Annotated in this window: 22 protein-coding genes (1 of these 22 only partly in view); 7 read left to right on the plus strand and 15 right to left on the minus strand. The window is 69.3% G+C overall.

Annotation, left to right across the window (positions count from 1 at the left end; translation table 11 throughout):
* The 6 genes from G537_RS42645 to petA form a co-directional block, all read right to left on the minus strand.
* Positions 1-692, minus strand: partial view of a VOC family protein gene (locus G537_RS42645; protein WP_051249514.1) — the 5' portion only. The gene continues 76 nt to the left of window position 1, outside the view; only the first 692 of its 768 coding nucleotides appear in the window; it begins with the start codon at positions 690-692; the stop codon falls past the left edge of the window.
* Complete coding sequence (locus G537_RS0135080) at positions 692-1252, minus strand: DUF924 family protein (RefSeq protein WP_026874002.1); 561 nt, start codon at positions 1250-1252, stop codon at positions 692-694. The genes G537_RS42645 and G537_RS0135080 overlap by 1 nt, the downstream gene beginning before the upstream one ends.
* On the minus strand, positions 1249-2937 hold the full coding sequence (locus tag G537_RS41660) for an acyl-CoA dehydrogenase family protein (RefSeq protein WP_051249515.1): 1689 nt from the start codon (positions 2935-2937) through the stop codon (positions 1249-1251). Before G537_RS41660 ends, G537_RS0135080 begins: the two co-directional genes overlap by 4 nt.
* Before the next feature lie 185 nt (positions 2938-3122).
* A complete protein-coding gene (locus tag G537_RS0135090; protein WP_425402325.1) occupies positions 3123-3920 on the minus strand; it encodes a cytochrome c1 in 798 nt (265 codons plus the stop codon).
* Positions 3921-3922: 2 nt separating this feature from the next.
* Positions 3923-5197, minus strand: a complete 1275-nt coding sequence (locus G537_RS0135095; protein ID WP_026874004.1) for a cytochrome b — start codon at positions 5195-5197, stop codon at positions 3923-3925.
* Between the two features lie 24 nt (positions 5198-5221).
* Positions 5222-5806, minus strand: a complete 585-nt coding sequence (gene petA, locus G537_RS0135100) for a ubiquinol-cytochrome c reductase iron-sulfur subunit (protein WP_026874005.1) — start codon at positions 5804-5806, stop codon at positions 5222-5224.
* A 186-nt stretch (positions 5807-5992) separates the two neighbouring features.
* Here petA and G537_RS0135105 point away from each other — a divergent pair, with 186 nt between their 5' ends.
* From G537_RS0135105 to G537_RS0135120, 4 genes are all read left to right on the plus strand, one after another.
* On the plus strand, positions 5993-6442 hold the full coding sequence (locus tag G537_RS0135105) for a tRNA (cytidine(34)-2'-O)-methyltransferase (RefSeq protein WP_026874006.1): 450 nt from the start codon (positions 5993-5995) through the stop codon (positions 6440-6442).
* 82 nt (positions 6443-6524) lie between these two features.
* Positions 6525-7397 (plus strand): oxygen-dependent coproporphyrinogen oxidase, encoded by an 873-nt coding sequence (gene hemF / locus G537_RS0135110; protein WP_026874007.1) that lies wholly within the window; start codon positions 6525-6527, stop codon positions 7395-7397.
* Positions 7398-7498: 101 nt separating this feature from the next.
* Positions 7499-8794: an MFS transporter gene (locus tag G537_RS0135115; RefSeq protein WP_026874008.1), complete on the plus strand. Its 1296-nt coding sequence runs from the start codon at positions 7499-7501 to the stop codon at positions 8792-8794.
* Positions 8795-8873: 79 nt separating this feature from the next.
* Positions 8874-9539, plus strand: coding sequence for a dihydrofolate reductase family protein (locus tag G537_RS0135120; protein WP_026874009.1), 666 nt, complete (start codon positions 8874-8876; stop codon positions 9537-9539).
* A 202-nt stretch (positions 9540-9741) separates the two neighbouring features.
* On the opposite strand, the gene gfa is transcribed toward G537_RS0135120, so the two are convergent.
* Positions 9742-10317 carry an S-(hydroxymethyl)glutathione synthase gene (gfa, locus tag G537_RS0135125; RefSeq protein ID WP_026874010.1) on the minus strand — a complete coding sequence of 192 codons (576 nt, stop codon included), beginning with the start codon at positions 10315-10317 and terminating at the stop codon, positions 9742-9744.
* Positions 10318-10870: 553 nt separating this feature from the next.
* Between gfa and G537_RS0135130 the strand changes: the two genes are divergently transcribed.
* Positions 10871-11824 carry an aldo/keto reductase gene (locus G537_RS0135130; protein ID WP_026874011.1) on the plus strand — a complete coding sequence of 318 codons (954 nt, stop codon included), beginning with the start codon at positions 10871-10873 and terminating at the stop codon, positions 11822-11824.
* Between the two features lie 99 nt (positions 11825-11923).
* Here the strand turns inward: G537_RS0135130 and G537_RS0135135 are convergent, their stop codons facing one another.
* The 4 genes from G537_RS0135135 to G537_RS43345 all read right to left on the minus strand — a co-directional run bounded on the left by G537_RS0135135 (position 11924) and on the right by G537_RS43345 (position 16142).
* On the minus strand, positions 11924-12871 hold the full coding sequence (locus tag G537_RS0135135; RefSeq protein ID WP_026874012.1) for a cupin domain-containing protein: 948 nt from the start codon (positions 12869-12871) through the stop codon (positions 11924-11926).
* 58 nt (positions 12872-12929) lie between these two features.
* The gene (locus tag G537_RS41665) at positions 12930-13346 is read right to left on the minus strand and encodes a response regulator (protein WP_081689257.1); all 417 of its coding nucleotides are present in this window, start codon (positions 13344-13346) and stop codon (positions 12930-12932) included.
* Between the two features lie 279 nt (positions 13347-13625).
* Positions 13626-15215, minus strand: coding sequence for an asparagine synthase-related protein (locus G537_RS0135145; protein WP_162146194.1), 1590 nt, complete (start codon positions 15213-15215; stop codon positions 13626-13628).
* Between the two features lie 396 nt (positions 15216-15611).
* Entirely contained in the window at positions 15612-16142 is a 531-nt protein-coding gene (locus tag G537_RS43345; protein ID WP_081689259.1) for a YfbU family protein, read from the minus strand.
* A gap of 567 nt (positions 16143-16709) precedes the next feature.
* Here G537_RS43345 and G537_RS0135155 point away from each other — a divergent pair.
* Positions 16710-17552 carry a hypothetical protein gene (locus G537_RS0135155; protein ID WP_026874014.1) on the plus strand — a complete coding sequence of 281 codons (843 nt, stop codon included), beginning with the start codon at positions 16710-16712 and terminating at the stop codon, positions 17550-17552.
* Between the two features lie 12 nt (positions 17553-17564).
* Here G537_RS0135155 and G537_RS0135160 read toward each other — a convergent pair whose 3' ends face one another.
* The 4 genes from G537_RS0135160 to G537_RS41680 form a co-directional block, all read right to left on the minus strand.
* A complete protein-coding gene (locus G537_RS0135160) occupies positions 17565-18416 on the minus strand; it encodes an alpha/beta fold hydrolase (protein WP_026874015.1) in 852 nt (283 codons plus the stop codon).
* 216 nt (positions 18417-18632) lie between these two features.
* Complete coding sequence (locus tag G537_RS0135165; RefSeq protein ID WP_034854102.1) at positions 18633-19844, minus strand: CCA tRNA nucleotidyltransferase; 1212 nt, start codon at positions 19842-19844, stop codon at positions 18633-18635.
* 263 nt (positions 19845-20107) lie between these two features.
* The gene (locus G537_RS41675) at positions 20108-20722 is read right to left on the minus strand and encodes a CoA pyrophosphatase (RefSeq protein ID WP_245579222.1); all 615 of its coding nucleotides are present in this window, start codon (positions 20720-20722) and stop codon (positions 20108-20110) included.
* The gene (locus G537_RS41680; RefSeq protein WP_034854105.1) at positions 20719-21189 is read right to left on the minus strand and encodes a DUF1285 domain-containing protein; all 471 of its coding nucleotides are present in this window, start codon (positions 21187-21189) and stop codon (positions 20719-20721) included. The genes G537_RS41675 and G537_RS41680 overlap by 4 nt, the downstream gene beginning before the upstream one ends.
* A gap of 162 nt (positions 21190-21351) precedes the next feature.
* Between G537_RS41680 and G537_RS0135180 the strand changes: the two genes are divergently transcribed.
* A complete protein-coding gene (locus G537_RS0135180) occupies positions 21352-22365 on the plus strand; it encodes an AAA family ATPase (protein WP_026874017.1) in 1014 nt (337 codons plus the stop codon).
* The last annotated feature ends 6 nt before the right edge of the window (positions 22366-22371 follow it).

Below are 22371 nucleotides of genomic sequence, written 5' to 3' on the forward strand. Positions count from 1 at the left end.
GCGACACGGCCGGCCCGCAGCGCCGATTCGCAGGCGTCGAGGTCGCGCGTGGCGATATGCAGCATCGGCTCGGCGCCGACGCCGAGGGTGAAGCCGCCGATCGCGACCTCATCGCCCTGCCGCCGCGCCCCGTCCAGCGCCGACCAGGCGGCCAGGGCCGGCTCGGCGAGCGGCGCCGGCAGGTCGAGACGGAGGACGCCAACGGCGCCGTTGGCGTGGCGTTCCCATCCCGGCCGGCGCAGCAGCTCCGGCGTCCGATGCTCGGTGGCGAAGAGCGACAGGCCGAAGGCGTCGCGCCGGGCCGGATAGGCCAGCCGGAAGGAGGGTTGCACCGGACCCTCCGGCAGATCGAGCAGCCGGGCCAGGTCGCGCGCCGGCTCTCCCCCTGCCCCCGCGGCCTCGAAGGCGGCCGCGGCCGAATCGGCCGAGCGGGTGGCGAGCGCGATCCCGAGCAGCCCCTCCCCGTCCCGCGCCAGGCGCTCGCCGAGGCCGTTGTCGAACTGGCTCGGGTCGAGCACGCCGAGCAGCTCGATATAGTCCGCCTCCAGCATGACGCAGTAATTGGCGGTGCCCCAGCCGATGTGCCGGCCGCGAGGCGTCGGGGTGAAGCCGAGCCGGTGCCAGGTGTCGCGCGCGTCGTCCAGCGCCGCCACCGCCAGGATGACGTGGTCGAGCCCGGTGATCGCCGGCATCAGAAGCCTCCGTGCTCGGCCAGATAGGCCTCCTCCTCCGGCGTGGTGATCCGCCCGAGGATGAGGTTGCGGTGCGGGAATCGGCCGAAGCGCTCGATCACCGCGAGGTGCCGCCGGGCGTAGTCGATGTATCCCGGGTCGCTGAGGCCGGCCGTCTGCAGCTCGACGCTGCGCTGCTGGTCGGCCAGGTCCTCGCTGTGCTCGAAGGGCAGATAGAGGAACAGCCGGTGGTCGTCGGTCAGCGCCGGATCCTTGTCGAAGCCCTGCTCGACCGCCGCCTTCGCCGTGGCCAGCGCCTGGGGATCGGTGGCGAAGGCGCGCGGCGTGCCGCGGAACAGGTTGCGCGGGAACTGGTCGAGCACGATGCACAGCGCCACCGCGCCCAGCGGCGACGCCGCCCAGTCGTCGTGCCGCCCGGCCGCCGCCTCCTCCTGCAGGGTCAGGAAGCGGGCACGGATCTCGGCGTCGAATCCGGCGTCGCCGGAGAACCAGCGGTCCTTCCCGGACTGCTCGAACCAGAAGGTCAGGACGTCGTGCGCGGCGACGGCAAGCGGGGTCATGCCGGACAGGCTCCATAACCGATGATGTCGTCGAACAGGGCGTGCAGCGGGTCCTCGGCCAGATCGACCCCGCCCCGCGGGTCGAGCCGGGCGGCGAATCGGCCGGCCATCAGCGCCTTGCGCCGGTCGCCGCCGGCCAGATCGGCCGCCGCCTCCTCCAGCATCAGCGAAGCGGCCAGCAGCTCCGCCGCCGGATGCATCAGCCGGAGGGCGAGGCGAGGTCCGTCCTCCGGACGCGCCCGCAGATGGGCGAAGCCGGCGCGGCACGAATCGAGCACCGGCCGCAGCCGGGCCGCGACGTCCTGCAGCGCCGCGGGCGTGGCGTCGAGGATGCCGGACACCCGGTCCAGGAAGGCCTGGTCGCCCGGCAGCTTGCCGATGGTGGCGCGCAGGAACTCCAGCGCCTGGACGTTGGCCGGCCCCTCCCACACCGCGGTCACCAGGGCGTCGCGGTAGAGCCGCGCCGTCGGCCATTCCTCGGTGTAGCCGTTGCCGCCGACGATCTCGACCGCCCGGGCGGCCGCCGCCGTCGCCTCGGCCGCGGTCCAGTACTTGGCCAGCGCCACGGCAGCGCGGCGCCAGCCTTCGACCGCCGGGTCCTCGCCCGGCGCCTCGAAGGCCTCGGCCGCCTCGAAGGCCAGCGCCGCCGAGGCCTCCTGCGTCGCGGCGAGGTCGAGCAGCGCGTCGCGCATCATCGGCGTGGTGCGCAGCAGCGTGCCGCCGACCCGGCGATGCCTGGTCCAGGCCAGCGATTCGAGCACGGCGCGGCGATGCAGCCCGGCGGCGCCGAAGGCGTTGTGCACCCGGCTGTATTCCAGCGCCTCCAGCATCGCCTTCAGGCCGTGCGGCGGCGGCGCCACCTCGGCCGCCCAGGCGCCGTCCAGCACGGTCTCGCCGGTGGCGAGGCCGCGGGTGCCGACCTTGTCCTTGAGGCGGCGGACATGCAGCCGGTTCGGCGTGCCGTCCGGCAGGACCGAGGGCACCAGGTAGCAGCCGAGGCCGCGCGCGCCGTCCGGCGCGCCGCGCGGCCGGGCGGTGGCCAGCGCCGCCCCCGCCCCGGCATTGCTGGTGAACCATTTCAGTCCGGTCAGGCGCCAGGCCGCGCCGTCCGGCTCCGCCACCGTGGTGGTGGCGGCGACGTCGGTGCCGCCGTGCAGCTCGGTGGCCCAGGTGCCGCCGCTCAGCGCCTGACCGTCCATCCGGGTCAGCAGCGGCAGCCATTGGCTGCGCACCGGGTCCGGCGCCAGCCGGTCGAGCACCCAGGCGACGGCGCCGGTCAGCGTCACCGGGCAGTGCAGCGAGACGTCGGCCTGGGACAGCACGCCGCCCATGACGAAGGACAGCAGATGCGGCGCCCGATCGGGTCCGAAGGCCAGACCGATGACGCCGCGGCGATAGGCGTCGGCGTGGCAGGCCCGGTACTCGGCGTTCAGCACCACCCGGCCGGTGGCGTGGCCCGCCCCGTCATGGGTCTCGAGCCGCGGCGGCGCGTGCCGGCTGGTGTAGTCGGCCTGCGCCTCCACCGCGTCGCCGACCCAGGCGCCGAACTCCGCCAGCCGGTCGCCGAAGCGCGGCAGCAGGTCCGGGCTGCGCCGGGCCAGGCGGCGCTGCAGGTCGCGGTCGGTGGTGAACAGGTTCAGGCCGCGGATGGCGGGCGGAAGCTCGATCGGTCGGGTCCGGTCCATGGAGGCGGCCTCCCAGCAGCGATGCCCCAAAATAGCACGGGGCGGCCCCCGGCCGGATGACATGTCATCCGGCCAGCCCAATGGAAAAGAGCGCGATTCACGTTTCAGGGGAAAGCGAAACCGCTTTCCCCTGAAACGATCGCGCTCCAGCGCCGCCCCGCGGGGAACATTCCGGCAAGAAGGACTCAGTGGGCGTTGGCCCAGACCTTCCGCTTCACCGAATAGAGCAGCCCGGCGAAGATGATCAGGAACAGGATCACCTTGACGCCGGTGCGCTTGCGCTCCTCCAGCGTCGGCTCGGCCGTCCACATCAGGAAGTTGGTGACGTCCCAGGCCATCTGCTCATGCGTGGCGTTGGTGCCGTCGCTGTAGGTGACGGCGCCGTCGGTCAGGATGTTCGGCATCGCCGTCACGTGACCGGGGAAATAGGTGTTGTAGTTCAGTCCCTCCGGCACCTGGAAGCCTTCCGGCGCGTCGTGGAAGCCGGTGAGGAAGGCGAAGACGTAGTTCGGGCCGTCGGTCTCGCCGCCCGAGCCGCGCGCCTTGGCCATCAGCGACAGGTCGGGCGGCACCTTGCCGCCATTCGCCGCCGCCGCCGCCTTGTCGTTCGGGAACGGGTTGTGGAACCGGTCCGAGGGCAGCGCCGTGCGCTCGATCGGCTCGCCGGCGTCGTTGGTGTCGGCGACCTTGTATTCGGCGGCGATCGCCTTGACCTCGTCCTCGCTGAAGCCCAGGCCGCTGAGGTCGCGGAAGGACATCAGATGCATCGAGTGGCAGGTCGAGCAGACCTCCTTGTAGACCTGGAAGCCGCGCTGGGCCGCCGCCCGGTCGAAGGTGCCGAAGAAGCCGCCGAAGGACCAGTTCTGGGCCGGCGGCGCGGCCCCCTCCTCCGCGGCGCGGGCGGCCGGAAGCCCGGCGCCGAGGGCCAGCACCAGGGCCGCGGCGGTGACGGCGGATCTGCGCATGATCTTGTCGAGGAGCATGGTCACGCCTTCACCGTGTTCGTAGCGGCCGACGGCCCGAGGACGGATTCGCTGATGCTGCGCGGCAGCGGCAGCGGCCGTTCGATCTTGCCCAGGATCGGCAGGATCACCAGGAAGTGCAGGAAGTAGTAGGCCATGCCGACCTGGCCGATCACCACCGGCAGGCCTTCCGGCGGCTGCGACCCGGCGTAGCCGAGGCCGATCACCGACGCGACCAGCAGCCAGAAGCACCAGCGGTAGATCGGGCGGAACCGGGCGCTGCGCACCCGGCTGGTGTCGAGCCAGGGCAGCACGAACAGGATGGCGATGGCGCCGAACATGGCGATCACGCCCAGCAGCTTCGCCGGGATGCCGAACAGGCTGAAGGTGATCGAGCGCAGGATCGCGTAGAACGGCAGGAAGTACCATTCCGGCACGATATGCGCCGGCGTCTGCAGCGGGTTGGCCTGGATGTAGTTGTCCGCATGCCCCATCAGGTTCGGCGCGAAGAACACGATGAAGGCGTAGAAGATCAGGAACACGGCGATGCCGAAGCTGTCCTTGGCCGTGTAGTACGGGTGGAAGGGCAGCGTGTCCTGCGGACCCTTCGGGTCGATGCCCGACGGGTTGTTCGAGCCGGTGATGTGGAAGGCGCCGACATGGATGATGACGACGCCGAGGATCACGAAGGGCAGCAGGAAGTGCAGCGAGTAGAAGCGGTTCAGCGTCGGGTTGTCGACCGCGAAGCCGCCCCACAGCCAGGTGACGATGTTCTCGCCGACCAGCGGGATGGCCGAGAACAGGTTGGTGATGACGGTGGCGCCCCAGAAGCTCATCTGGCCCCAGGGCAGCACGTAGCCCATGAAGGCGGTGGCCATCATCAGGAGGAAGATCAGCACGCCGAAGATCCACACCAGCTCGCGCGGCGCCTTGTAGGAGCCGTAATACAGCCCGCGGAAGATGTGGATATAGACCGCGATGAAGAACATCGACGCGCCGTTGGCGTGGATGTAGCGCATCAGCCAGCCGTAATTGACGTCGCGCATGATGCGCTCGACCGACTGGAAGGCGAAGTCGACATGCGGCGTGTACTGCATCGACAGGAACAGGCCGGTCGCGATCATGATGACCAGCATCATCCCGGCGATGGCGCCGAAGTTCCAAAGATAGTTGAAGTTCCGCGGAGCCGGGTACTCGCCGTACTCCTTGTACATCATGGAGAAGATCGGCAGCCGCGAGTCGATCCAGCGGATCGTCGGGCTCCGGAAGGTCGACGGTTGGGCCGAGTCGTGGGCCATGGGGCAGTCTCCGGAACGAGCGGCTCAGCCGATCTTGATCTTGGTGTCGGCGGTGAAGGCGTAGGTCGGCACCTCCAGATTCGTCGGCGCCGGTCCCTGCCGGATGCGCCCGGAGGTGTCGTAGATCGACCCGTGGCAGGGGCAGAACCAGCCGCCGAACGGGCCGCGGTTCTCGCCCGGGTTCTGGCCCAGCGGGATGCAGCCGAGATGGGTGCAGACGCCGACGACCACCAGCCATTCCGGCTTCTGCACGCGCGCCGAATCGGGCTGTGGGTCCGGCAGCTGGTTGAGCGGCGTGTCCTCGGCGGCCTTGATCTGGTCCTCCGGCCGGTGGCGGATGAACACCGGCTTGCCGCGCCACTTCACCGTCAGGGACTGGCCGACCGCCACCGGCGCCAGGTCGACGTCGATCGTCGCCAGGGCCAGCACGTCCTTCGACGGGTTCATGCTGTCGATCAGGGGCCAGGCGACGCTGGCGACGCCGACCGCGCCCACGGCGCCGGTCAGGAGATAGAGGAAGTCGCGTCGGGTGCCCCCCTCCCCGGATGCGTGATCCCCGGTCGGCGTATGGCTCGGGCCAGGCGTGCCCTGGAGGGTGGTATCCGACATTGTTTCAACGGTCCTTCTTGGTCGACCTTATTCCCCCGCGCCTCCCCGAAACTGGCTGGCTTCGGCCCGGACGGCGACACGCAATCCGGGCAGGAGGCGGCTTCGGGTCTATACAATGCCATCCCGACCCTGGCAATTCGCTAAGAACCACCAGCGACGCAGCACCGCGGCCCGGCCTCAGTCACCATGCGCCTCGTCCTCTACGAACCGGATATCCCCCAGAACGCCGGCACCATGATGCGGCTGGCCGCGGCGCTCGGCGTCGCCGTCGACCTGATCGAGCCCTGCGGCTTCCTGGTCGACGACCGGCGGCTGCGCCGCGCGGCCATGGACTACGCGGATTTCCTCGATCTCACGCGCTGGACCAGCTGGCGGCGCTACGCCGGGACGGCCCATTCCGGGCGGCTGGTGCTGCTGACCACGAAGGCCGACCTGCCCTATACGGGCTTCGCCTTCGCCCCCGACGACCGGATCATGGTCGGGCGCGAGAGCGCCGGCGTGCCGGACGAGGTGCATGACGCGGCAGATGCGCGCATCGTCATCCCGCTGCGGCCGGAGGCGCGCTCGATCAACGTCGCGACGGCGGCGGCGATGGCGCTGGGCGAGGCGATTCGCCAGACCCGGGCCGGTTCCTGACCCCGCCCTGCGGCGCGGATGGACATTCCCGGGCCCCTCCCGCCCGTCCTATGGTGCCGGCGCTGCAACGAAGGTCCGCCGCATGAGCCCGACACCCGACCTGACCGACTCCCGCAAGGCCGAAGCCGCCGCCTGGTTCGCGACTCTGCGCGACCGGATCTGCGCCGCCTTCGAGGCGATCGAGGACGACTATGCCGGCCCGCCCGCGAGTCCCTGGGCCGACCGGCCGCCGGGCCGCTTCGAGCGCCGCGCCTGGGACCGGCCGGGCGGCGGCGGCGGGGTGATGTCGATCATGCGCGGCCGGGTGTTCGAGAAGGTCGGCGTCAACATCTCGACCGTCCACGGCGAGTTCTCGGAGGCGTTCCGAGCGCAGATCAAGGGTGCCGAAGGCGACGGAAGGTTCTGGGCCTCGGGCATCAGCCTGGTTGCGCATCTGCAGAGCCCGCTGGTGCCGGCGGTGCACATGAACACGCGGCGGATCGAGACCTCGGTCGGCTGGTTCGGCGGCGGCGCCGACCTGACCCCGATGGTGCCGGACGAAGCCGACACGGCCGAGTTCCACGCGGCGCTCCAGGCCGCCTGCGACCGGCACGATCCCGGCTACTACCCGCGCTTCAAGGAGTGGTGCGACAGATACTTCTTCCTGCCGCACCGCGACGAGCCGCGCGGCGTCGGCGGCATCTTCTACGACAATCTCGACAGCGGCGACTGGGACGCCGACTTCGCCTTCACCCGCGACGTCGGCCTGGCCTTCCTCGACGTCTATCCGCGCATCGTCCGCCGCCACATGGACCGGCCCTGGACCGAGGAGCAGCGGGCCCACCAGCTGCGGCGCCGCGGCCGCTACGTCGAGTTCAACCTGCTGTACGACCGCGGCACCACCTTCGGTCTGAAGACCGGCGGCAACACCGAGGCGATCCTGATGTCGCTGCCGCCGCTGGTGGCCTGGCCCTGAGCCTGCCGCAGCCCGGCGCTGCATATTTGCCGGGTGGACAGCGATCGAGGCCGGCGTGAACTCCCGCCCTTTGGACGGCAGTCCCAAGGGAGGCGCAGGGAATGGCGGTACAGGCTTCGGGCCCCATCGGTCTTCAGGCGGCGGAGCGGCGGCACGCCATCGCCGCGGCCACGATCGGCAACGGGCTCGAGTGGTTCGACTTCACGGTCTACGGCTTCTTCACCCCGATCATCGCCCGGCTGTTCTTCCCGGCCGGCGACGACCTGACCTCGATCCTGCTGACCGTCGGCACCTACGGCGTCGGCTTCTTCATGCGCCCGGTCGGCGCCGTGGTGCTGGGCATCTATGCCGACCGCGTCGGGCGCAAGGCGGCGCTGACCCTGACCATCCTCCTGATGGCGATCGGCACCGCCCTGCTGGGCTTCGCCCCGACCTATGCCCAGGCCGGGATCGTCGGGCCGCTGGTGATCGTGCTGGCGCGGCTGATCCAGGGCTTTTCCGCCGGCGGCGAGATCGGCGGCGCCACCGCCTTCCTGATCGAATACGCCCCGCCGCAGAAGCGCGGCTTCTACGCCAGCTGGCAGCAGACCAGCCAGGCCCTGGCCGTGGTGCTGGGCGGCGTCTGCGGCACCATCGTCACCCAGGCGCTGGACCCGGCCGCGATCGACAGCTGGGGCTGGCGCGTGCCGTTCCTGTTCGGCCTCCTGATCGGGCCGGTCGGCTTCTACATCCGCGCCCGGATCGACGAGACTCCGGTCTTCACCGACAGCCACACCCGCAAGAGCGAGTCGCCGCTGCGCGACGCCCTGGCCGAGCATCCGCGCGGCATCGCCTCCGGCTTCGGCGTCACCATCCTGTGGACGGTCTGCACCTATGTGCTGCTGTTCTACATGCCGACCTATGCCGTGAAGCAGCTCGGCATTCCGCTGGCCGACGCCTTCATCGCCACCACGATCGGCGGCGTGGTGCTGATGGCGGGCTGCCCCTTCGCCGGCGCGTTCTCCGACCGGATCGGCCGCAAGCGGCTCCTGCTCACCGCCGCGGTCGCCATCGGCGTGCTGGTCTGGCCGCTCTTCGCCTGGGTCAACGCCTCCCCGACCCTCGCCGTGCTGGCGACGGTCCAGGCCGTCCTCGGCCTGCTGCTGGCGGCCTTCACCGGGCCGGCCCCCGCCCTCCTGGCCGAGCAGTTCCCGGCCGGGCTGCGCTCGACCGGGCTGTCGCTGGCCTACAACTTCGCGGTCACCATCTTCGGCGGCTTCGCGGCGCTGATCGTCACCCTGCTGATCGAGGAGACCGGCAGCAAGCTGGCGCCGAGCTTCTACGTGATCGCGGCCGCCCTGGTCAGCGCCCTCACCCTCGCCACCATGCGCGACCGCACCGGCAAGCCGATCGACTGAGGCTGTCGGATCGCCGCGCCCTCATCCGTCCTCTGGTCGAATCCGGCGTGCGAGGCGCCGAAATCGACAGGAGGACGAGATGAGAAAAGTCGTCGCCGCCACGTTCCTGAGCCTGGACGGCGTGATGCAGGCCCCGGGCGGGCCGGAGGAGGACCCGACCGGCGGCTTCGCGTTCGGCGGCTGGGTGTTCCCGCACTGGGACGAGGCCACGGGCCAGGCGATCGACGAGACCTTCGGCGCGCCCTTCGACCTGCTGCTCGGCCGCAAGACCTACGAGATCTTCGCCGCCTACTGGCCGTATGTCGGCGAGGACGATTCGATCGGCAAGGTGTTCAACCGGGTCACCAAATACGTCGCCACGAGATCGGCCACGCCGCTGACCTGGCGGAACTCCGTGGCCCTGCACGGCGATGCGGCGGATGCGGTGGCCGAGCTGAAGCGGCAGGACGGGCCGACCCTGCTGCTGCAGGGCAGCAGCGGCCTGATCCAGTCGCTGCTGGCGCGCGACCTGATCGACGAGTTCCGCCTGATGACCTTCCCGATCGTGCTGGGCAAGGGCAAGCGCCTGTTCGGCCCGGGCGCCATCCCGATCGGGCTGAAGCTGGTCGGCAGCAAGGCCTCGACCACCGGGGTGGTGATGAGCACCTATGTCCGCGCCGGCGAGGTGGCGGCCGGATCCTTCGCCCAGGCCGAGCCGAGCGAGGCCGAGCTCGCCCGACGCGAGCGGATGAAGCGGGAAGGCTGAGACAGGCGCCGGTCGCTTTCACATGACCTCTCCCGGGGCGGGAGAGGTCGGGCTCGCGTAGCGAGACCGGGTGAGGGCTGGCACAGGCTTCGACAAAAAGCCCCTCACCCGGAGCCGCTTCGCGTCTCCGACCTCTCCCGCAAGCGGGAGAGGCGACAACTCGGCGCCTGCTGCGATCGCTCTTGCGTGATCTTGCCCGACTCTACGCCGGCAAGGCCCCCGAGCGCTTGGCGGTCCAGGTCGCGACGTAGTCCATCAGCGCCGGCGACAGGCAGTCATAGGGCGGCAGCCCGAGCTCCTTGAGCCGGGCCCGGATGCCCTCCATCCGGCTGGGATCGACGCCCGATTCGATGATCGAGGAGACAAAGGCGGCGAAGGTCGGCTCGGCATAACCGTCGTGGTCGAACCGTTCGGGATGGATGAAGGACAGGCCCTTGAATGGGTGGTCGCGCTCCACCGGTCCGTACAGATGGACGCCGCACTGCTTGCAGGCGTGCCGCTGGATCAGGGCGCTCGGATCGACCACCGCGAGCTTGTCGCCGTTCTCCAGCACCGTCACCTTGTCGCTCGGCACCACCGCGACGACGGAGAAGGCGGCGCCCTGCGGCTTCCAGCATTTGGTGCAGCCGCAGGCGTGGTTGTGGGCGACGTCGCCTTCGATGCGCACCTTGACGGGACGGTCGGTGCACAGGCAGGTCAGCGTGCCGCCCTGGAAGCTGCCGGACCCGCGGCGCACGCCGCCGTCGACGACCGGGTGTATCGACACTTGGCCGTTCATCGCGTTTCTCCCCTTGAGGTTCGTTGACCCGGATGGTCGTTCCGACGGAAGTGTCCGACATGTGCGGCGGAATCTCTATTGGACCCTGGGACGAGAAATGGTGCCGGGATCGGGAGTCAGCCCAGCCGGCCAGACAATCGGGTCAAGGAATATTCACCTACCACTGTCACGCCCGGGCTTGACCCACGGGTGTCCGGTTAAGGATGGACAACAACCGGCGGAAGAATTTCAGAGCTCAAGCCTCAATTTATAACTGTCATGCTCGGGCTTGACCCGAGCATCCAGGAATGTCGATGCCGCTCTGGGTGGCCCTGGGTTGCCGGGTCAAGCCCGGCGATGACAATAGAAATTGAGCCCTACTCCTCTTTCGCACCCTGAAAACCCTCAACCGGACACCCGTGGGCTTGACCCGGGCATCCAGAAGGTCTCGACATCCTCTGGATTGCCGTCCTCGGGCTTGACCCGAGGACCGCCCGGCAATGACAAAAAGCAAAGAGCCCAGCGTTGTTCAGCCTCCACCCGATCGCCCTGCCAGCCCAGCCCGAGGAGTGCCATGTTCGATCCCGTTGAGCGCCGCCCGATCGGCCGTACCTCGCTGCGCGTGTCCCGCCTCGGCATCGGCGGCGGCAGCCTGTTCAGCTCGATCGGCGACGCCGCGGTGGCGGCCCTGGTCGACCACTGCTGGGAGCGCGGCCTGCGCCATTTCGACACCGCCGCCCTCTATGCCGGCGGGGTCAGCGAGGAGCGGTTCGGCACGGCGCTGGCGGACCGGCCGCGCGACGAGCACGTCCTGTCGACCAAGGCCGGCCGCACCACCGAGGACGGCGAGAACCGCTTCGACTACACGCGGGACGGCTTCCTGCGCTCGATCGACCGCAGCCTGACCCGGCTGAAGCGTGACCGGCTGGACATCGTCTTCATCCACGACGTCACCCCCGACCTGCTCGGCGACGCCTACGACGCCCGCTTCGCCGAGGCGATGGACGGCGCCTACCCGGCGCTGGCGGAGCTGCGGAGCCAGGGCGTGGTCGGCGCCGTCGGCGTCGGGGTCGGCAGCTGGCAGGTCTGCCGGCGCTTCGCCGAGGCCGGCGATTTCGACTGCATGATGCTGGCCGGCGGCTACACCCTGCTGAAGCAGGATTCGGTGCCGTTCCTCGATCAATGCTTGGCGCGCGGCATCTCGGTGCTGCTGGCGGCGCCGTTCAACACCGGCATCCTGGCGACCGGCGCGGTCGAGGGCGCCCGCTACCAGTACAGGCCGGCCCCGCCCGAGATCCTGGAGCGCACGCGGCGGATCGAGGCGGTGTGCCGCCGCCACGACGTGCCGCTGCCGGCGGCGGCGCTGCAGTTCCCGCTGCGCCACCCGGCCGTGGCCAGCGTCGTCGTCGGCCACCAGTCGGCGGAGGAGGTCGACCGCAACATGGCCCTGCTGCGGCGGGAGATTCCGGACGCCTTCTGGGCCGAGCTGGCGGCGGAGGGGGTGGCAGCCGTCCAGCCGACGCCGTGACGATCCCGGGGCGGGACGGCTCTGCCCCACAGCCATGTTGTTGCAGGCGAGCGCGACTCGCTTCGAAGCGCCCCTCCATCCGGCACGCGCCGGAGCATCTCACCCGTTCCAGGCGAGGCCGATCGCGGCGTTCTCCTCCCGCGAGCCGAGCCAGTATCCATAGTCGGCGACATGCCCGGGAAACGCCGCCATCTCGGCAGGGCTTGCCGGCCGCGGCGTGTCGCCGATCGCGGGGGAACCGATGGTTGCGAAAAACCGGCTCATCCGGACGGTCGTGACCGTCAGGAGATCCGCGGAAGCGGAGCCGGCGTTCCGGATGGCGTGCCGGACATTCGGCGCCACATATCCGGCCTCGTCGGGATCCAGCCTCAGCCAGCCTCCGCCGGGGCCGTCCCGATAGAGGTCGAGCGTGCCGCTGATGATGAAGACGCACTCCGGATCGGCATGGCCGTGAAGCGGCACGGTCCACCCCGGCGCCACGGACTCACGAAGCAGCACCAGATCGTCGTCGCCGCCTCCCAGCCGGGCGAGCACCTCGACCCGGGCCCCGAGCGCATCCCACCGCTCCGGTTCCCTGATGGCGGGCGGCGGGGCGGGCTGATCGGGTTCGGCCGAACGCAGCAGGCGGACCCCGAAGGCCGGCGCGGCCTCCACGAGACGCTGCCGATCCGCATCCGTCATCGCGCGCGGTTCGGCATAGGGCGAAACCTCCGAGCCCGCGGCCGCGACGAACCTGTCGAACCAGGCCGGCACGCACAGCAGGAACTCCCGCGCGGCTGCAGCGGAGTCATTGAACAGCCGGTGCGGGCGTTTCGGCGGAAGCACGCGGAGCTCGCCCGGGCCGAGAATCGTGCTGCGCCCCTCCGTCTCCACGCCGAGGGCGCCCGACAGCACATAGGAGACCTCGGTCTCCCGGTCGTGGCTGTGAGGCGGCGTCGAGCTGCCCGCCGGCTTGACGACGTGCAGGACGGCGAAGGCTCCGCCCGTCTCCGCCCCCGGGACCAGCACCGTCATCGTGTTTCCGCCGAACGCATAAGCCTTCGTCATGATCACACCCTCGCGGCTCGGTCCTCGCGAACGCGGTCGGATAAGGGAGACACCATTGTCAGCCGTGGCCGGTCGGGGCTGCGGCCCGGTCCGAAATCCCGAGCAGCGAGTTGATCTGGCCGATGATGTTGCGCGGATCGGGCGGCTTCGGGCAGACCGGCACATCCGCATAGATCCGCGAGAGATCCTGCGCGCTCTCGCCCGTGACGAAGACGAAGGGGATCTTCCGGGCCGCCAGTTCGGCGGCCACCGGATAGCTTCGCTCGCCATGGGCGAGCATGAGGTCGAGGAGGGCGAGGTCCGGCGGTCCGCCGGCGATGAGCCCGAGCGCCTCCGATACCGAGGCTGTCGGGCCCATCACGTCGAAGCCGGCCTGCTGAACGATGCTCGCCATCATCGCAGCAACAAAGAAGTCGTCCTCCACGATGAGGATCGATTTCGCCTCTCCATCGATCGACATCGCTCCCCCGCCCATAAGGCATGTATCGGCAGAAACGTCATACGATGAGATTGGTTCCTATGCTTCGGCTCGCCCCGCTTTTACCTCGCATCAGGAAATAATTCTTTTGCCCCCCCGACCCGATCGCGAAGATCTGCGATCGCCGTTCGGATACGGTCGGGCCCTGCCGGAGCGCTCGCCCGCATGACGGCGAACCATTGGCCCTGTCATTTCTATAGCCGGGCGCGCGACTTGGCACGACGGGCACATGCTTCGGCAGGTCGCCGATGGTCGGAGAGGGCGGCGAGGGGAAGTTCAGGGCCTGCCGATGGTGGCCTGCTCGATCCACTCGTTGCCGAACACGGCGCCCCACACGAATCTTTCGGTTTGTGGAGATAACCCCTGTCTCCTCGCCAGCTTCGGCCGAATGTCGAGAAGGAAGTTTCGGTCAAGAAAGCGACTCATGGGGGACTGAGGCTCCAGCAATTTGTCGAACGCCGTCAGGAAGGCCTTGTGCCCGAATTTGGCAGGCATCGAAGGCATGAACGCGCTCTTGGCCCGATACACCATCGTGGCCGGGACGTGCTGCGCCAGCGCCGCCTTCAAGACCCATTTCGGTTCCTTCTCGCATCCGACCCAATCGGCTGAGGCGAGCGCGACATGGATCATCTCTGGCAGAAGGAAGGGGTAGACGATATCCAATGACGTTCCGTTGAACAGCGATCGTGCTTTTTGCGCGGCAACCGAGGCACAGAGCTGCGCGAGGTCGAAGGCCAGCAGTTGTGGCCAGGGATCAGGTGAAGACATATAGGACAGCCACTGGGCCAGATGCCGCTCAATGGCATGAATGCTTTCCTTTGATGGATGATAGGCAATACCAAGCAGTGCATTCTGGGCAAAAGTGGCAAACGGGTACTGCCATTGGCTGGTTCGGCGAAGGAGCCTCAGCCAATACTCAAGCTTGCTGTCATGTCTCCACGCCCGAATTTCCTGATACGCCCTGGCACCGAGCTTCCGACCCCAAGCTGGGACCGAATGGAGACGCTGCCACTGCGCGACCTTGCCGAAGAGCCCGAAGTCACCGTCTGCTCCGATCCCGTCGAGAACGACACCACCGGCAGCACACTGCGAAATGACGGCACGGACCAATGTGCACGTCGGAACTGCCGAGGGATCGGAGAAGAGGGTTCGATAGTAGAGACCGGCATGCTGCAGCACATCCGCGACGTCGGAGCCGTCAGGAGCCTCTTCTACCCGCACGAATCTCAGCCCCAGATGCCGGGCCATTTGTTCGGCGAGCATCGACTCCGGGTCATTCGGACCGAAACTGTAGTTGACGAGCGTGACGTCCTTCAGCCCGACGGCGGATGCTCTGGCTGCGAGGAGCCCCGAGTCGACCCCGCCGCTGAACAGGATCGTGACCGGACGCCCCGCGCAGTTCTCGAGCAGGACGCGATCGAGCGCCGATATGACTGTCGAGACCTGCTGGTCGATGTTGGGGGACGGTGAGACCCTGGGCGATGGCTTCAGGGCGGATTGCTCGCGGATCGTCAGCGCACCGGAGATGGAAACGGTTGTGGTCGTCCCCGGAATGAATCTGCGGATGGCCTTCCAGGGGCTGAGAGGAGGAACAACTGCGCCGAACTGGAGATACGAATAGACGGCGGTTTCGTCCAGCTCGTCGCCAGGCGCATACAGAGCCCGCAGGTCATCGCTTGTCCGGACGAAGTCGTCCTCCGTCCGGTAATACAACTGATCCGTCGCAGCCAGCGGAACCGACACCTCCGCCCTGTCCTGCTTCCCATGCAGCCCAAAACTCTTCGCGAAGACATTGCGGCCCGCCGCCCGGACAGTTTTCCCACCAAGATCTAAATCGTCGGGCACAACAGCCGAAACTTGAGTCATCCCATAAACTCCGGACATATCTATTTATTTAGATCGGACAATTATTTCGATCCTCTCTTATTTTACACATAACTGCAAAGCTGAAGCCTTGTACGAAAGAATATGGGGCGCTACCCAATACCGGTGAGCCTATGAAGGGATCGTCATTGCGAGCGCAGCGAAGCAATCCAGGGCCTCAAGAGCGGAGGGATGGATTGCTTCGTCGGCTTCGCCTCCTCGCAATGACGGTTCTTTCGCAGGAGAGTCCGATCATGGGGGCGTCGGTATAAGAGGCGCACTCGCCTCTCGAGACGCGACTCGATGGCTAAGGGCGGCTCGGAGGAACGGAGTCGCAACCAGGGCTACCGAGGGATTCGGCAAGGACACGCGGCTGCTGAAGCTGATCCTGGCGGTCTGTCAGGCAGTCAATATCTCGATGATCTGAGGGGCACTGAGGTTGCAGCCGTACAAAGAGCCCCGCAGCGGTTCGAAGGCGGAGTACATCCGCCGATAGATTTCGGTTGTAGGCCTGCGCGCATCAAGATCACGTTCCTTGAAGCGAGCAAACCGGCCTATATCCTTTATCAATTGACGACAGGTGCTCAGGTGCTCTGATTCCCTATTCGAATCAAAGCCGAAAAACTTGATGTCCCTGACAAGATGCGGCGCTTTCGCCCTGATGCTGGCCTTGTCCTCCTCTGACAGTCCCTCATACGAGGCCTCAATGAGACACCACATATCCAGAATCTGAACAAGCTCCTCGACACGTTCTTTTTGATCTTCATACCCCCGGAAGAGATCAGGATATTGCCGCACCAATCGCCAGTACTCACCATCATTCAATGATGCCCCAACAATATTCGGATCTATTTTTCCAGATATATTTAGCTTCGCATATACCTCGCAGAGCATCGCCAATATCAGCCTTTCTCCGTCACTCAATTCCATGGCAATGCCTCCCGTCTTTTTTACATCTCGTCACCTGCGTCGATGTGTCCGGTTGGCTCGATTCGGGAATGGCACCTCTCCAGCCTGATCATCCGAAAGCGCCACGCGAAAACCCCTGCGCCGGGCTGGAGATGGATCGACCGTCTGGGGCTGCCCTTCTCGAGAGCAGCCCCAGCCCATCCCCGTGCTGCGGGCTGGTCGCTGGATCTCCAATAGCTTGGCCGACATCCCCTGGGTCGCTCCCCACCGCAGCAGCACTGTAATCTGAGTTAGTCGGTGGGAACTATTGCCCGAGAGAGGTAGAGGTCGCCCCCGAAGGCGGATCGCGCGAGCCGCGCCGACGAAGAGTGCCTGCCCGGTTATGGCCGGCTGTGGAGCTCCAGGGGGCCGGGCCTTGCGAGACAGGTGATGCGGTAGCCTGCGCCTGTTCGTGCCCGGCCCCTCACCGTCATCGCGAGGCGCACAGCGCCGTGGCGATCCAGCCTGCCGCCGCCGCGCCGGCCCGGCCCGTCGGGTTAACGCAATGTTCATTGCTTAACTCCAGGCGCCTCGTTCATGATATGTTCCATGCAGGAAGTGCCGCCCGATCTCGACATCCAGGCGTACTGCCGCGGCCTCGCGCTGCAGCAGGTCGAGATGCTCTCGCGTCTCGCCGAGATCGGCATGCGGCTGGCCGAAGGCGCCGGCGCCCGCGCCCTCGCCGCCCAGGCCGCGGCTCAGGCGGCTGCGGAAGCGCCGGCCCCGGCGGAAGCGCCGGCGTCGGCCGGACAGGATCCCGGCCTGGACTTCGCCCGCTACGCCCATCTGGTGCGCCAGACCCTGGCCCAGCGCGCCCGCGCCGCCAAGGATCTCTGCGCCGAGGACAAGGCCCGCACCGCCACGCAGGAGGCCGGCCGCCAGCCCCGCCGCATCCGCCACCGCAACGAGGTCTGGAACGTCCTCGACTGCATGATCAGCGACGAGGTCGAAGACAAAGGCCGTGCCAGGGCCCTGCAGGCCGAGCTCGCGGAGCGGGTCGAGCTCCTCTACGAGGATCAGGAGGTCCGGGTCGAGGACCGGCCGGTCGGCGCGGTGATGGCCGGGCTGGCCTGCGGCCTCGGCCTGTCCGAGGAGTGGCGCCGCTGGTCCGCCGCCTGGCCCGCCGAGCCGCGCCCGGCCCGGCCGTCCGGCAGCCCGGCCGCGATCGCGGCCGAACGGGCCCGGCGCCGCAAGCTGGTCGCCGCCATGGTCGGCCGGGCCATCGCCCAGGTCTCCGACCCCGCCCGCATCCCCGGCCTCGAGGCCGGGCTCGCCGTCCGGCTGCAGGAGCCCGACGCGGTCGAGCTGCTCGACACCGAGAGCTCCGCCATCGCCATGGTCCGCCTCTGCCGCTCCCTCGGCATCGATCCCGACTTCGACGACACCGGGTGATGGGCCGGCCTCCTACGATGCGGCCGCGGTGTGCTCCGTGATCGCGCCGACGATGACGTCCCAGTCGGCCGGATGCAGCTCGTGCCCGCCGCCTTCGATGCGGACCAGCCTCGCGCCCGGCACGACGGTGGCGAAGGCGGCGCCGTGCTCGACCGGGAAGATCGGGTCCGCCGTGCCGTGGATGACCAGCAGCGGCGCCCGCAGCTCGCCCAGCCGCCCCCGCCATCGGTCGCTGCCCTTCAGCATGAAGTGGTTGGTGGCGCTGGCGAAGCTGCGCGCCCGGTCGTGGTCGCGCTCGATCAGCCGGCGGGCCGCGGCCGGGTCATGCGGATGCGCGGTGCCGGCGATCGCGCGGACATCCCGGAGCACGAAGTCGATCACCTGCGACCGGTCGGTCCAATCGACCGATTCGCCGGTCGCGGCGTGCTCCAGATAGGCCGCGGTGGTCTGCGGCAGATGCGAGGTGTCGGTGCCGACCGGCGAGGTGCTGATCGCGGTCAGCGAGGCCACCCGGCCCGGATGCGCCAGCGCCGCGATCTGCGCGATCATGCCGCCGAGCGACATGCCGACGAGATGGGCCCGGCCCAGCCCGTAGCCGTCGAGCACGCGGATGGCGTCGTCGGCCATGTCGTCGAAGCCGTAGTCCGGCTCGCCCGGCGGGGTGGTGGTCGACAGGCCGGTGTCGCGGTTGTCGTAGCGGATCACATAGCGGCCCCGCGCCGCGAGGCGCCGGCAGAAATCCTCCGGCCACCACAGCATCGAAGCCATGGCGCCCATGATCAGCAGCACCGGCGGGTGCGCGGGGTCGCCGAAGGCCTCGGTCGCGATCTCCACGCCGTCAGCCCTGACCGTCTTCTCGTTCATCCCGATCCTCCCTTCTTCGCTTTTCCCGGCCCGGGGGGCGACCTCGGGGGTCTTCCGTTGAAGAAGAGTAGCACTCGATTTTCATTGTCATCGCCGGGCTTGACCCGGCGATCCAGGGGCCACCCAGCGCGGCATCGACATTTCTGGATGCCCGGGTCAAGCCCGGGCATGACAGCATAAAGAGCGACATCCAGCTGCGAGACCGATGGACAGTCGTCAGCCGGCCTGAGCCTCCGCCAATGCCCTCAGCCGGTCCAGGCTCTCCTCCCGGCCGGGGCGCAGGCCCTGGTCGATCCACCAGCGCTCGACCTCGGCCAGCGCCCGGCCGACCGCGGGGCCGGAGAGGCCGAGCGCGACCACGTCGCGGCCGCGCACCGGCAGGGTCGGCACCGGCTCCTTCTCCAGCGCCGCCAAGGCCCGCTTGAGGCTCCAGCGCTTCGGCGCCGCCGCCCAGGCCAGGCGCAGCCGGTCGCGGCCGCCGGCGCGGCCGTGCCGGTACAGCAGCAGCCGCACCCCGACCTCGTCCGGCGCCTTGTCCGGAACGCTCTCCCGCAGCCCGACCAGCCGGTCGCGCTCGTCATTCGACAGCCGGAGCCGCGCCGCCACCGCCGCCGCGTCGCCGCGCAGCAGCGCCGCCAGGCGCAGCAGCGAGTCGGAGGCCGGGGCCACCTGCACCAGCCCCTGCAGCCGGGCGATGTCGCCATCCTCGCCGATCACGTGCCGGGCGATGCCGGCCTCGACCATCGCCCGCCACACCGGCACCGGGTCCGGCGCGGCCAGCAGCTTCAAGAGCTCGGTCCGCACCCGCTCGCCCGACAGCCGGTCGAGGCTGCCGGCGGCGGCGGCGCAGGCGGCCAGCGCCGTCGGATCCAGCTCGCCGCGTCCGTAATGGGCGTGGAAGCGGAAGAAGCGCAGGATGCGCAGCGCGTCCTCGGCGATGCGCTGCGCCGGGTCGCCGACGAAGCGGACCCGGCCGGCCAGGGCGTCCGCCACCCCGCCGAAATAGTCGTGCACCACGCCCTCGGGATCGGCCGACAGCGCGTTCATGGTGAAGTCGCGCCGCGCCGCATCGGCCCGCCAGTCGGCGGTGAACTCGACGACGGCGCGGCGGCCGTCGGTCTCGACATCGACCCTGAGCGTCGTGACCTCGAAGCTCTTGCCGCCGGAGCGGGCGGTGACGGTGCCGTGCTCGAGCCCGGTCGGAATGACGCCGAGCCCGGCGTTGCGCAGCGCCACCATCACCGCCTGCGGCTTCAGCGGCGTGGCGATGTCGACATCCGCGGCGTCGCGGCCGAGCAGCGCGTTGCGCACGCAGCCGCCGACGAAGCGCGGGTCGAAGCCCGGGATCGACAGCGCGTCGATCACCGCCCGGGCGGCGGCATCGGTGGCCCAGCCGGGCAGCGGCGACAGGCGGTGGAAAGCCCCCATCTCTCACCCTCCCTGTGCCCTGCGCCGTCGTCCCAGGCCGGCAGGGCAGGAGAGCGGCGCAGCGCGATGCGGCACATCGGGTAAGCCGTTCGACGCACCCTGCCGGCCTGGGACGACGGCCCGGAGGGTCGCCTTACGGCGGCCGCCTGCGGGCGCGGGCCGCTCGACCGTAGTGCCGCTACGCTCTTCGCGTCCCGCCCCCGCATCCGACTCGCCGCAAGGCGACGCAGGGCGCAGGGAGGGTGAGAGATGGGGGCTACTTGTCATTCGGCGGTCCCGAGCAAGACGTCGCGCAGGTTGCGCAGGATGCCGGCGGTCACGCCCCAGACATAGCGGTCGCGATAGGGGAAGGCGTAGTATTGCCGCTCCACCCCCTGCACGGTGATGCGGTGCAGCTTCGGGTTGTTCGGCGCCAGGATGAAGGCCAGCGGCACCTCGAAGATCTCCGCCACCTCGAACGGGTCGGGCGCGGTCTCCAGGGGCGGCGTCAGGAGGCCGACGAAGGGCTGGATCTCGAAGCCGGTGCGGCTGGCATAGGTGTCGAGCCGGCCGACGATCTCCACCTTCGCGCGCGGCAGGCCGATCTCCTCCTCCGTCTCGCGCAGCGCCGCGGCCAGCGGGTCGGGGTCGTCCGCGTCGACCCCGCCGCCGGGGAAGGCGATCTGGCCGGCATGGGCGGTCAGGTGCGGCGTGCGCAGGGTCAGGAGGATGGCGTCGCCCTCCGGCCGCCGGACGATCGGCACCAGCACCGCCGCCGGCCGCAGCACCGGCATCGGCGTCAGGTCCGGGTTCAGGTCGTGGTCGCCGCGCGAGAGGCGCGGCCGGTAGCGCCGCAGCCGCTCCAGATCGGCCACGGCCGAGGGGGACCCGGCGGTCACGCCTGGTCCAGCGGGAAGAATGTCCGGTGGCTCCATACCCCCATCCGGCCGTCATGGCTGACGGCGATCTCGGCCAGCTCGTAGAAGACCGGGCGGGACAGCAGCGCGTCGAGCCCGTTCACCACCCGGATATAGGGCGACGGCTCGCCGGTGTCAGGCGCGAAGGTGACGCGGATCGGATGCTCCGGCCCGGCCTCGCAGAGCTGGTCGAGATTGGTGCGGAAGGTCAGGACCTGGTCCTCGCCGGCCCCCGTCCGCTCCACCGCCACGGCGACGAAGGGCGCGTCGTCGACCGTGATCCGCCCCCGCTCCGCCGGCGTGATCAGCCAGAAGTCGCCGGCCTCGTCGCGCCGCAGCACGGTGGCGAACAGCTTGACCAGGGCCAGGCGGCGGATCGGGCCGCCATTGTGGTACCAGGTGCCGTCGCGGGCGATGCGGATGTCGTAGGCCTCGTCCTCCGCAGCCATTTCCGTGGAAGGGGGCCCGCGCCGGGCGGCCGCCAGGGCCGCCTGCGCCGCACCTGCGTCAGACTGCGCCTGGGCCGGTTGCGTTTTCTTGGACTCGTCGTCGCTCAATTCCGCCATACTCTTGAAATAGATCCGTCAGTTCACTGGCAGAGCGGTGCGCCGATGCAAACGACCGTTTCGACCTCGACCGAGCTCGACACCCCGGCCACGCCCGGCGATATCGATGCGGCCGTGGAACGGCTGGCCGCCGTCCGCAGCATGATCGGCCGGGTCATCTTCGGCCAGCAAGACGTGATCGACCAGAGCCTCGTCACCATCCTCGCCGGCGGCCATGTCCTCTTGGTCGGCCTGCCCGGCCTGGCCAAGACCCGGCTGGTCGAGACGCTGGGCACCGTGCTGGGCCTCGAGGAGCGGCGGGTGCAGTGCACGCCCGACCTGATGCCGGCCGACATCCTCGGCTCCGAGGTGCTGGAGGAGAGCGAGACCGGCCGCCGCAGCTTCCGCTTCATCCCCGGCCCGGTGTTCTGCCAGCTGCTGATGGCCGACGAGATCAACCGCGCCAGCCCGCGCACCCAATCGGCGCTGCTGCAGGCGATGCAGGAGCACCGGGTGTCGATCGCCGGCCGCTACCTGCCGCTGCCCGAGCCGTTCCACGTGCTGGCCACCCAGAACCCGCTGGAGCAGGAGGGCACCTATCCCCTGCCCGAGGCGCAGCTGGACCGCTTCCTGATGCAGGTCGATGTCGGCTATCCCGACCTGGCGTCGGAGCGGCGGATGCTGCTGGCCACCACCGGCGTCGCCGAGGCCGACATCGAGGCGGTGATGAGCCCCGATTCCCTGCAGCGGGTCCAGCGCCTGGTCCGCCGCCTGCCGGTCGGCGAGACGGTGCTGGAGGCGATCCTGTCCCTGGTCCGCGCCGCCCGCCCGGATTCGACCGACCTGCCCGAGGTGCAGCGCATGGTCGGCTGGGGCCCCGGCCCGCGCGCCAGCCAGTCGCTGATGCTGGCCTGCCGCGCCCGCGCCCTCCTGACCGGCCGGCCGTCGCCCTCGATCGACGACGTCGCCGCGCTGGCCCGCCCGATCCTGCAGCATCGCATGGCCCTGACCTTCGCCGCCCGGGCCGACGGCGCGACCATCGCCGACGTGGTCGAGCGGCTGGTCGCACGCCTGGGCTGAGGCCGA

Source organism: Inquilinus limosus DSM 16000 (genome assembly GCF_000423185.1).
In the GTDB taxonomy this organism is placed as follows: domain Bacteria; phylum Pseudomonadota; class Alphaproteobacteria; order DSM-16000; family Inquilinaceae; genus Inquilinus; species Inquilinus limosus.

Coding starts and splice junctions, on each gene's coding strand:
- gfa (WP_026874010.1), bottom strand. CDS start 10,317: ATGAACGGCCAAGTGTCGATACACCCGGTCGTCGACGGCGGCGTGCGC.
- G537_RS0135115 (WP_026874008.1), top strand. CDS start 7,499: ATGGCGGTACAGGCTTCGGGCCCCATCGGTCTTCAGGCGGCGGAGCGG.
- G537_RS43345 (WP_081689259.1), bottom strand. CDS start 16,142: ATGGAATTGAGTGACGGAGAAAGGCTGATATTGGCGATGCTCTGCGAG.
- G537_RS41665 (WP_081689257.1), bottom strand. CDS start 13,346: ATGGGCGGGGGAGCGATGTCGATCGATGGAGAGGCGAAATCGATCCTC.
- G537_RS0135095 (WP_026874004.1), bottom strand. CDS start 5,197: ATGGCCCACGACTCGGCCCAACCGTCGACCTTCCGGAGCCCGACGATC.
- G537_RS41680 (WP_034854105.1), bottom strand. CDS start 21,189: ATGGCTGCGGAGGACGAGGCCTACGACATCCGCATCGCCCGCGACGGC.
- G537_RS0135090 (WP_425402325.1), bottom strand. CDS start 3,920: ATGCTCCTCGACAAGATCATGCGCAGATCCGCCGTCACCGCCGCGGCC.
- G537_RS0135160 (WP_026874015.1), bottom strand. CDS start 18,416: ATGAACGAGAAGACGGTCAGGGCTGACGGCGTGGAGATCGCGACCGAG.
- G537_RS0135105 (WP_026874006.1), top strand. CDS start 5,993: ATGCGCCTCGTCCTCTACGAACCGGATATCCCCCAGAACGCCGGCACC.
- G537_RS0135155 (WP_026874014.1), top strand. CDS start 16,710: ATGCAGGAAGTGCCGCCCGATCTCGACATCCAGGCGTACTGCCGCGGC.
- G537_RS0135180 (WP_026874017.1), top strand. CDS start 21,352: ATGCAAACGACCGTTTCGACCTCGACCGAGCTCGACACCCCGGCCACG.
- G537_RS0135080 (WP_026874002.1), bottom strand. CDS start 1,252: ATGACCCCGCTTGCCGTCGCCGCGCACGACGTCCTGACCTTCTGGTTC.
- G537_RS41660 (WP_051249515.1), bottom strand. CDS start 2,937: ATGGACCGGACCCGACCGATCGAGCTTCCGCCCGCCATCCGCGGCCTG.
- hemF (WP_026874007.1), top strand. CDS start 6,525: ATGAGCCCGACACCCGACCTGACCGACTCCCGCAAGGCCGAAGCCGCC.
- G537_RS0135130 (WP_026874011.1), top strand. CDS start 10,871: ATGTTCGATCCCGTTGAGCGCCGCCCGATCGGCCGTACCTCGCTGCGC.
- G537_RS0135120 (WP_026874009.1), top strand. CDS start 8,874: ATGAGAAAAGTCGTCGCCGCCACGTTCCTGAGCCTGGACGGCGTGATG.
- G537_RS0135165 (WP_034854102.1), bottom strand. CDS start 19,844: ATGGGGGCTTTCCACCGCCTGTCGCCGCTGCCCGGCTGGGCCACCGAT.
- G537_RS0135135 (WP_026874012.1), bottom strand. CDS start 12,871: ATGACGAAGGCTTATGCGTTCGGCGGAAACACGATGACGGTGCTGGTC.
- G537_RS0135145 (WP_162146194.1), bottom strand. CDS start 15,215: ATGACTCAAGTTTCGGCTGTTGTGCCCGACGATTTAGATCTTGGTGGG.
- petA (WP_026874005.1), bottom strand. CDS start 5,806: ATGTCGGATACCACCCTCCAGGGCACGCCTGGCCCGAGCCATACGCCG.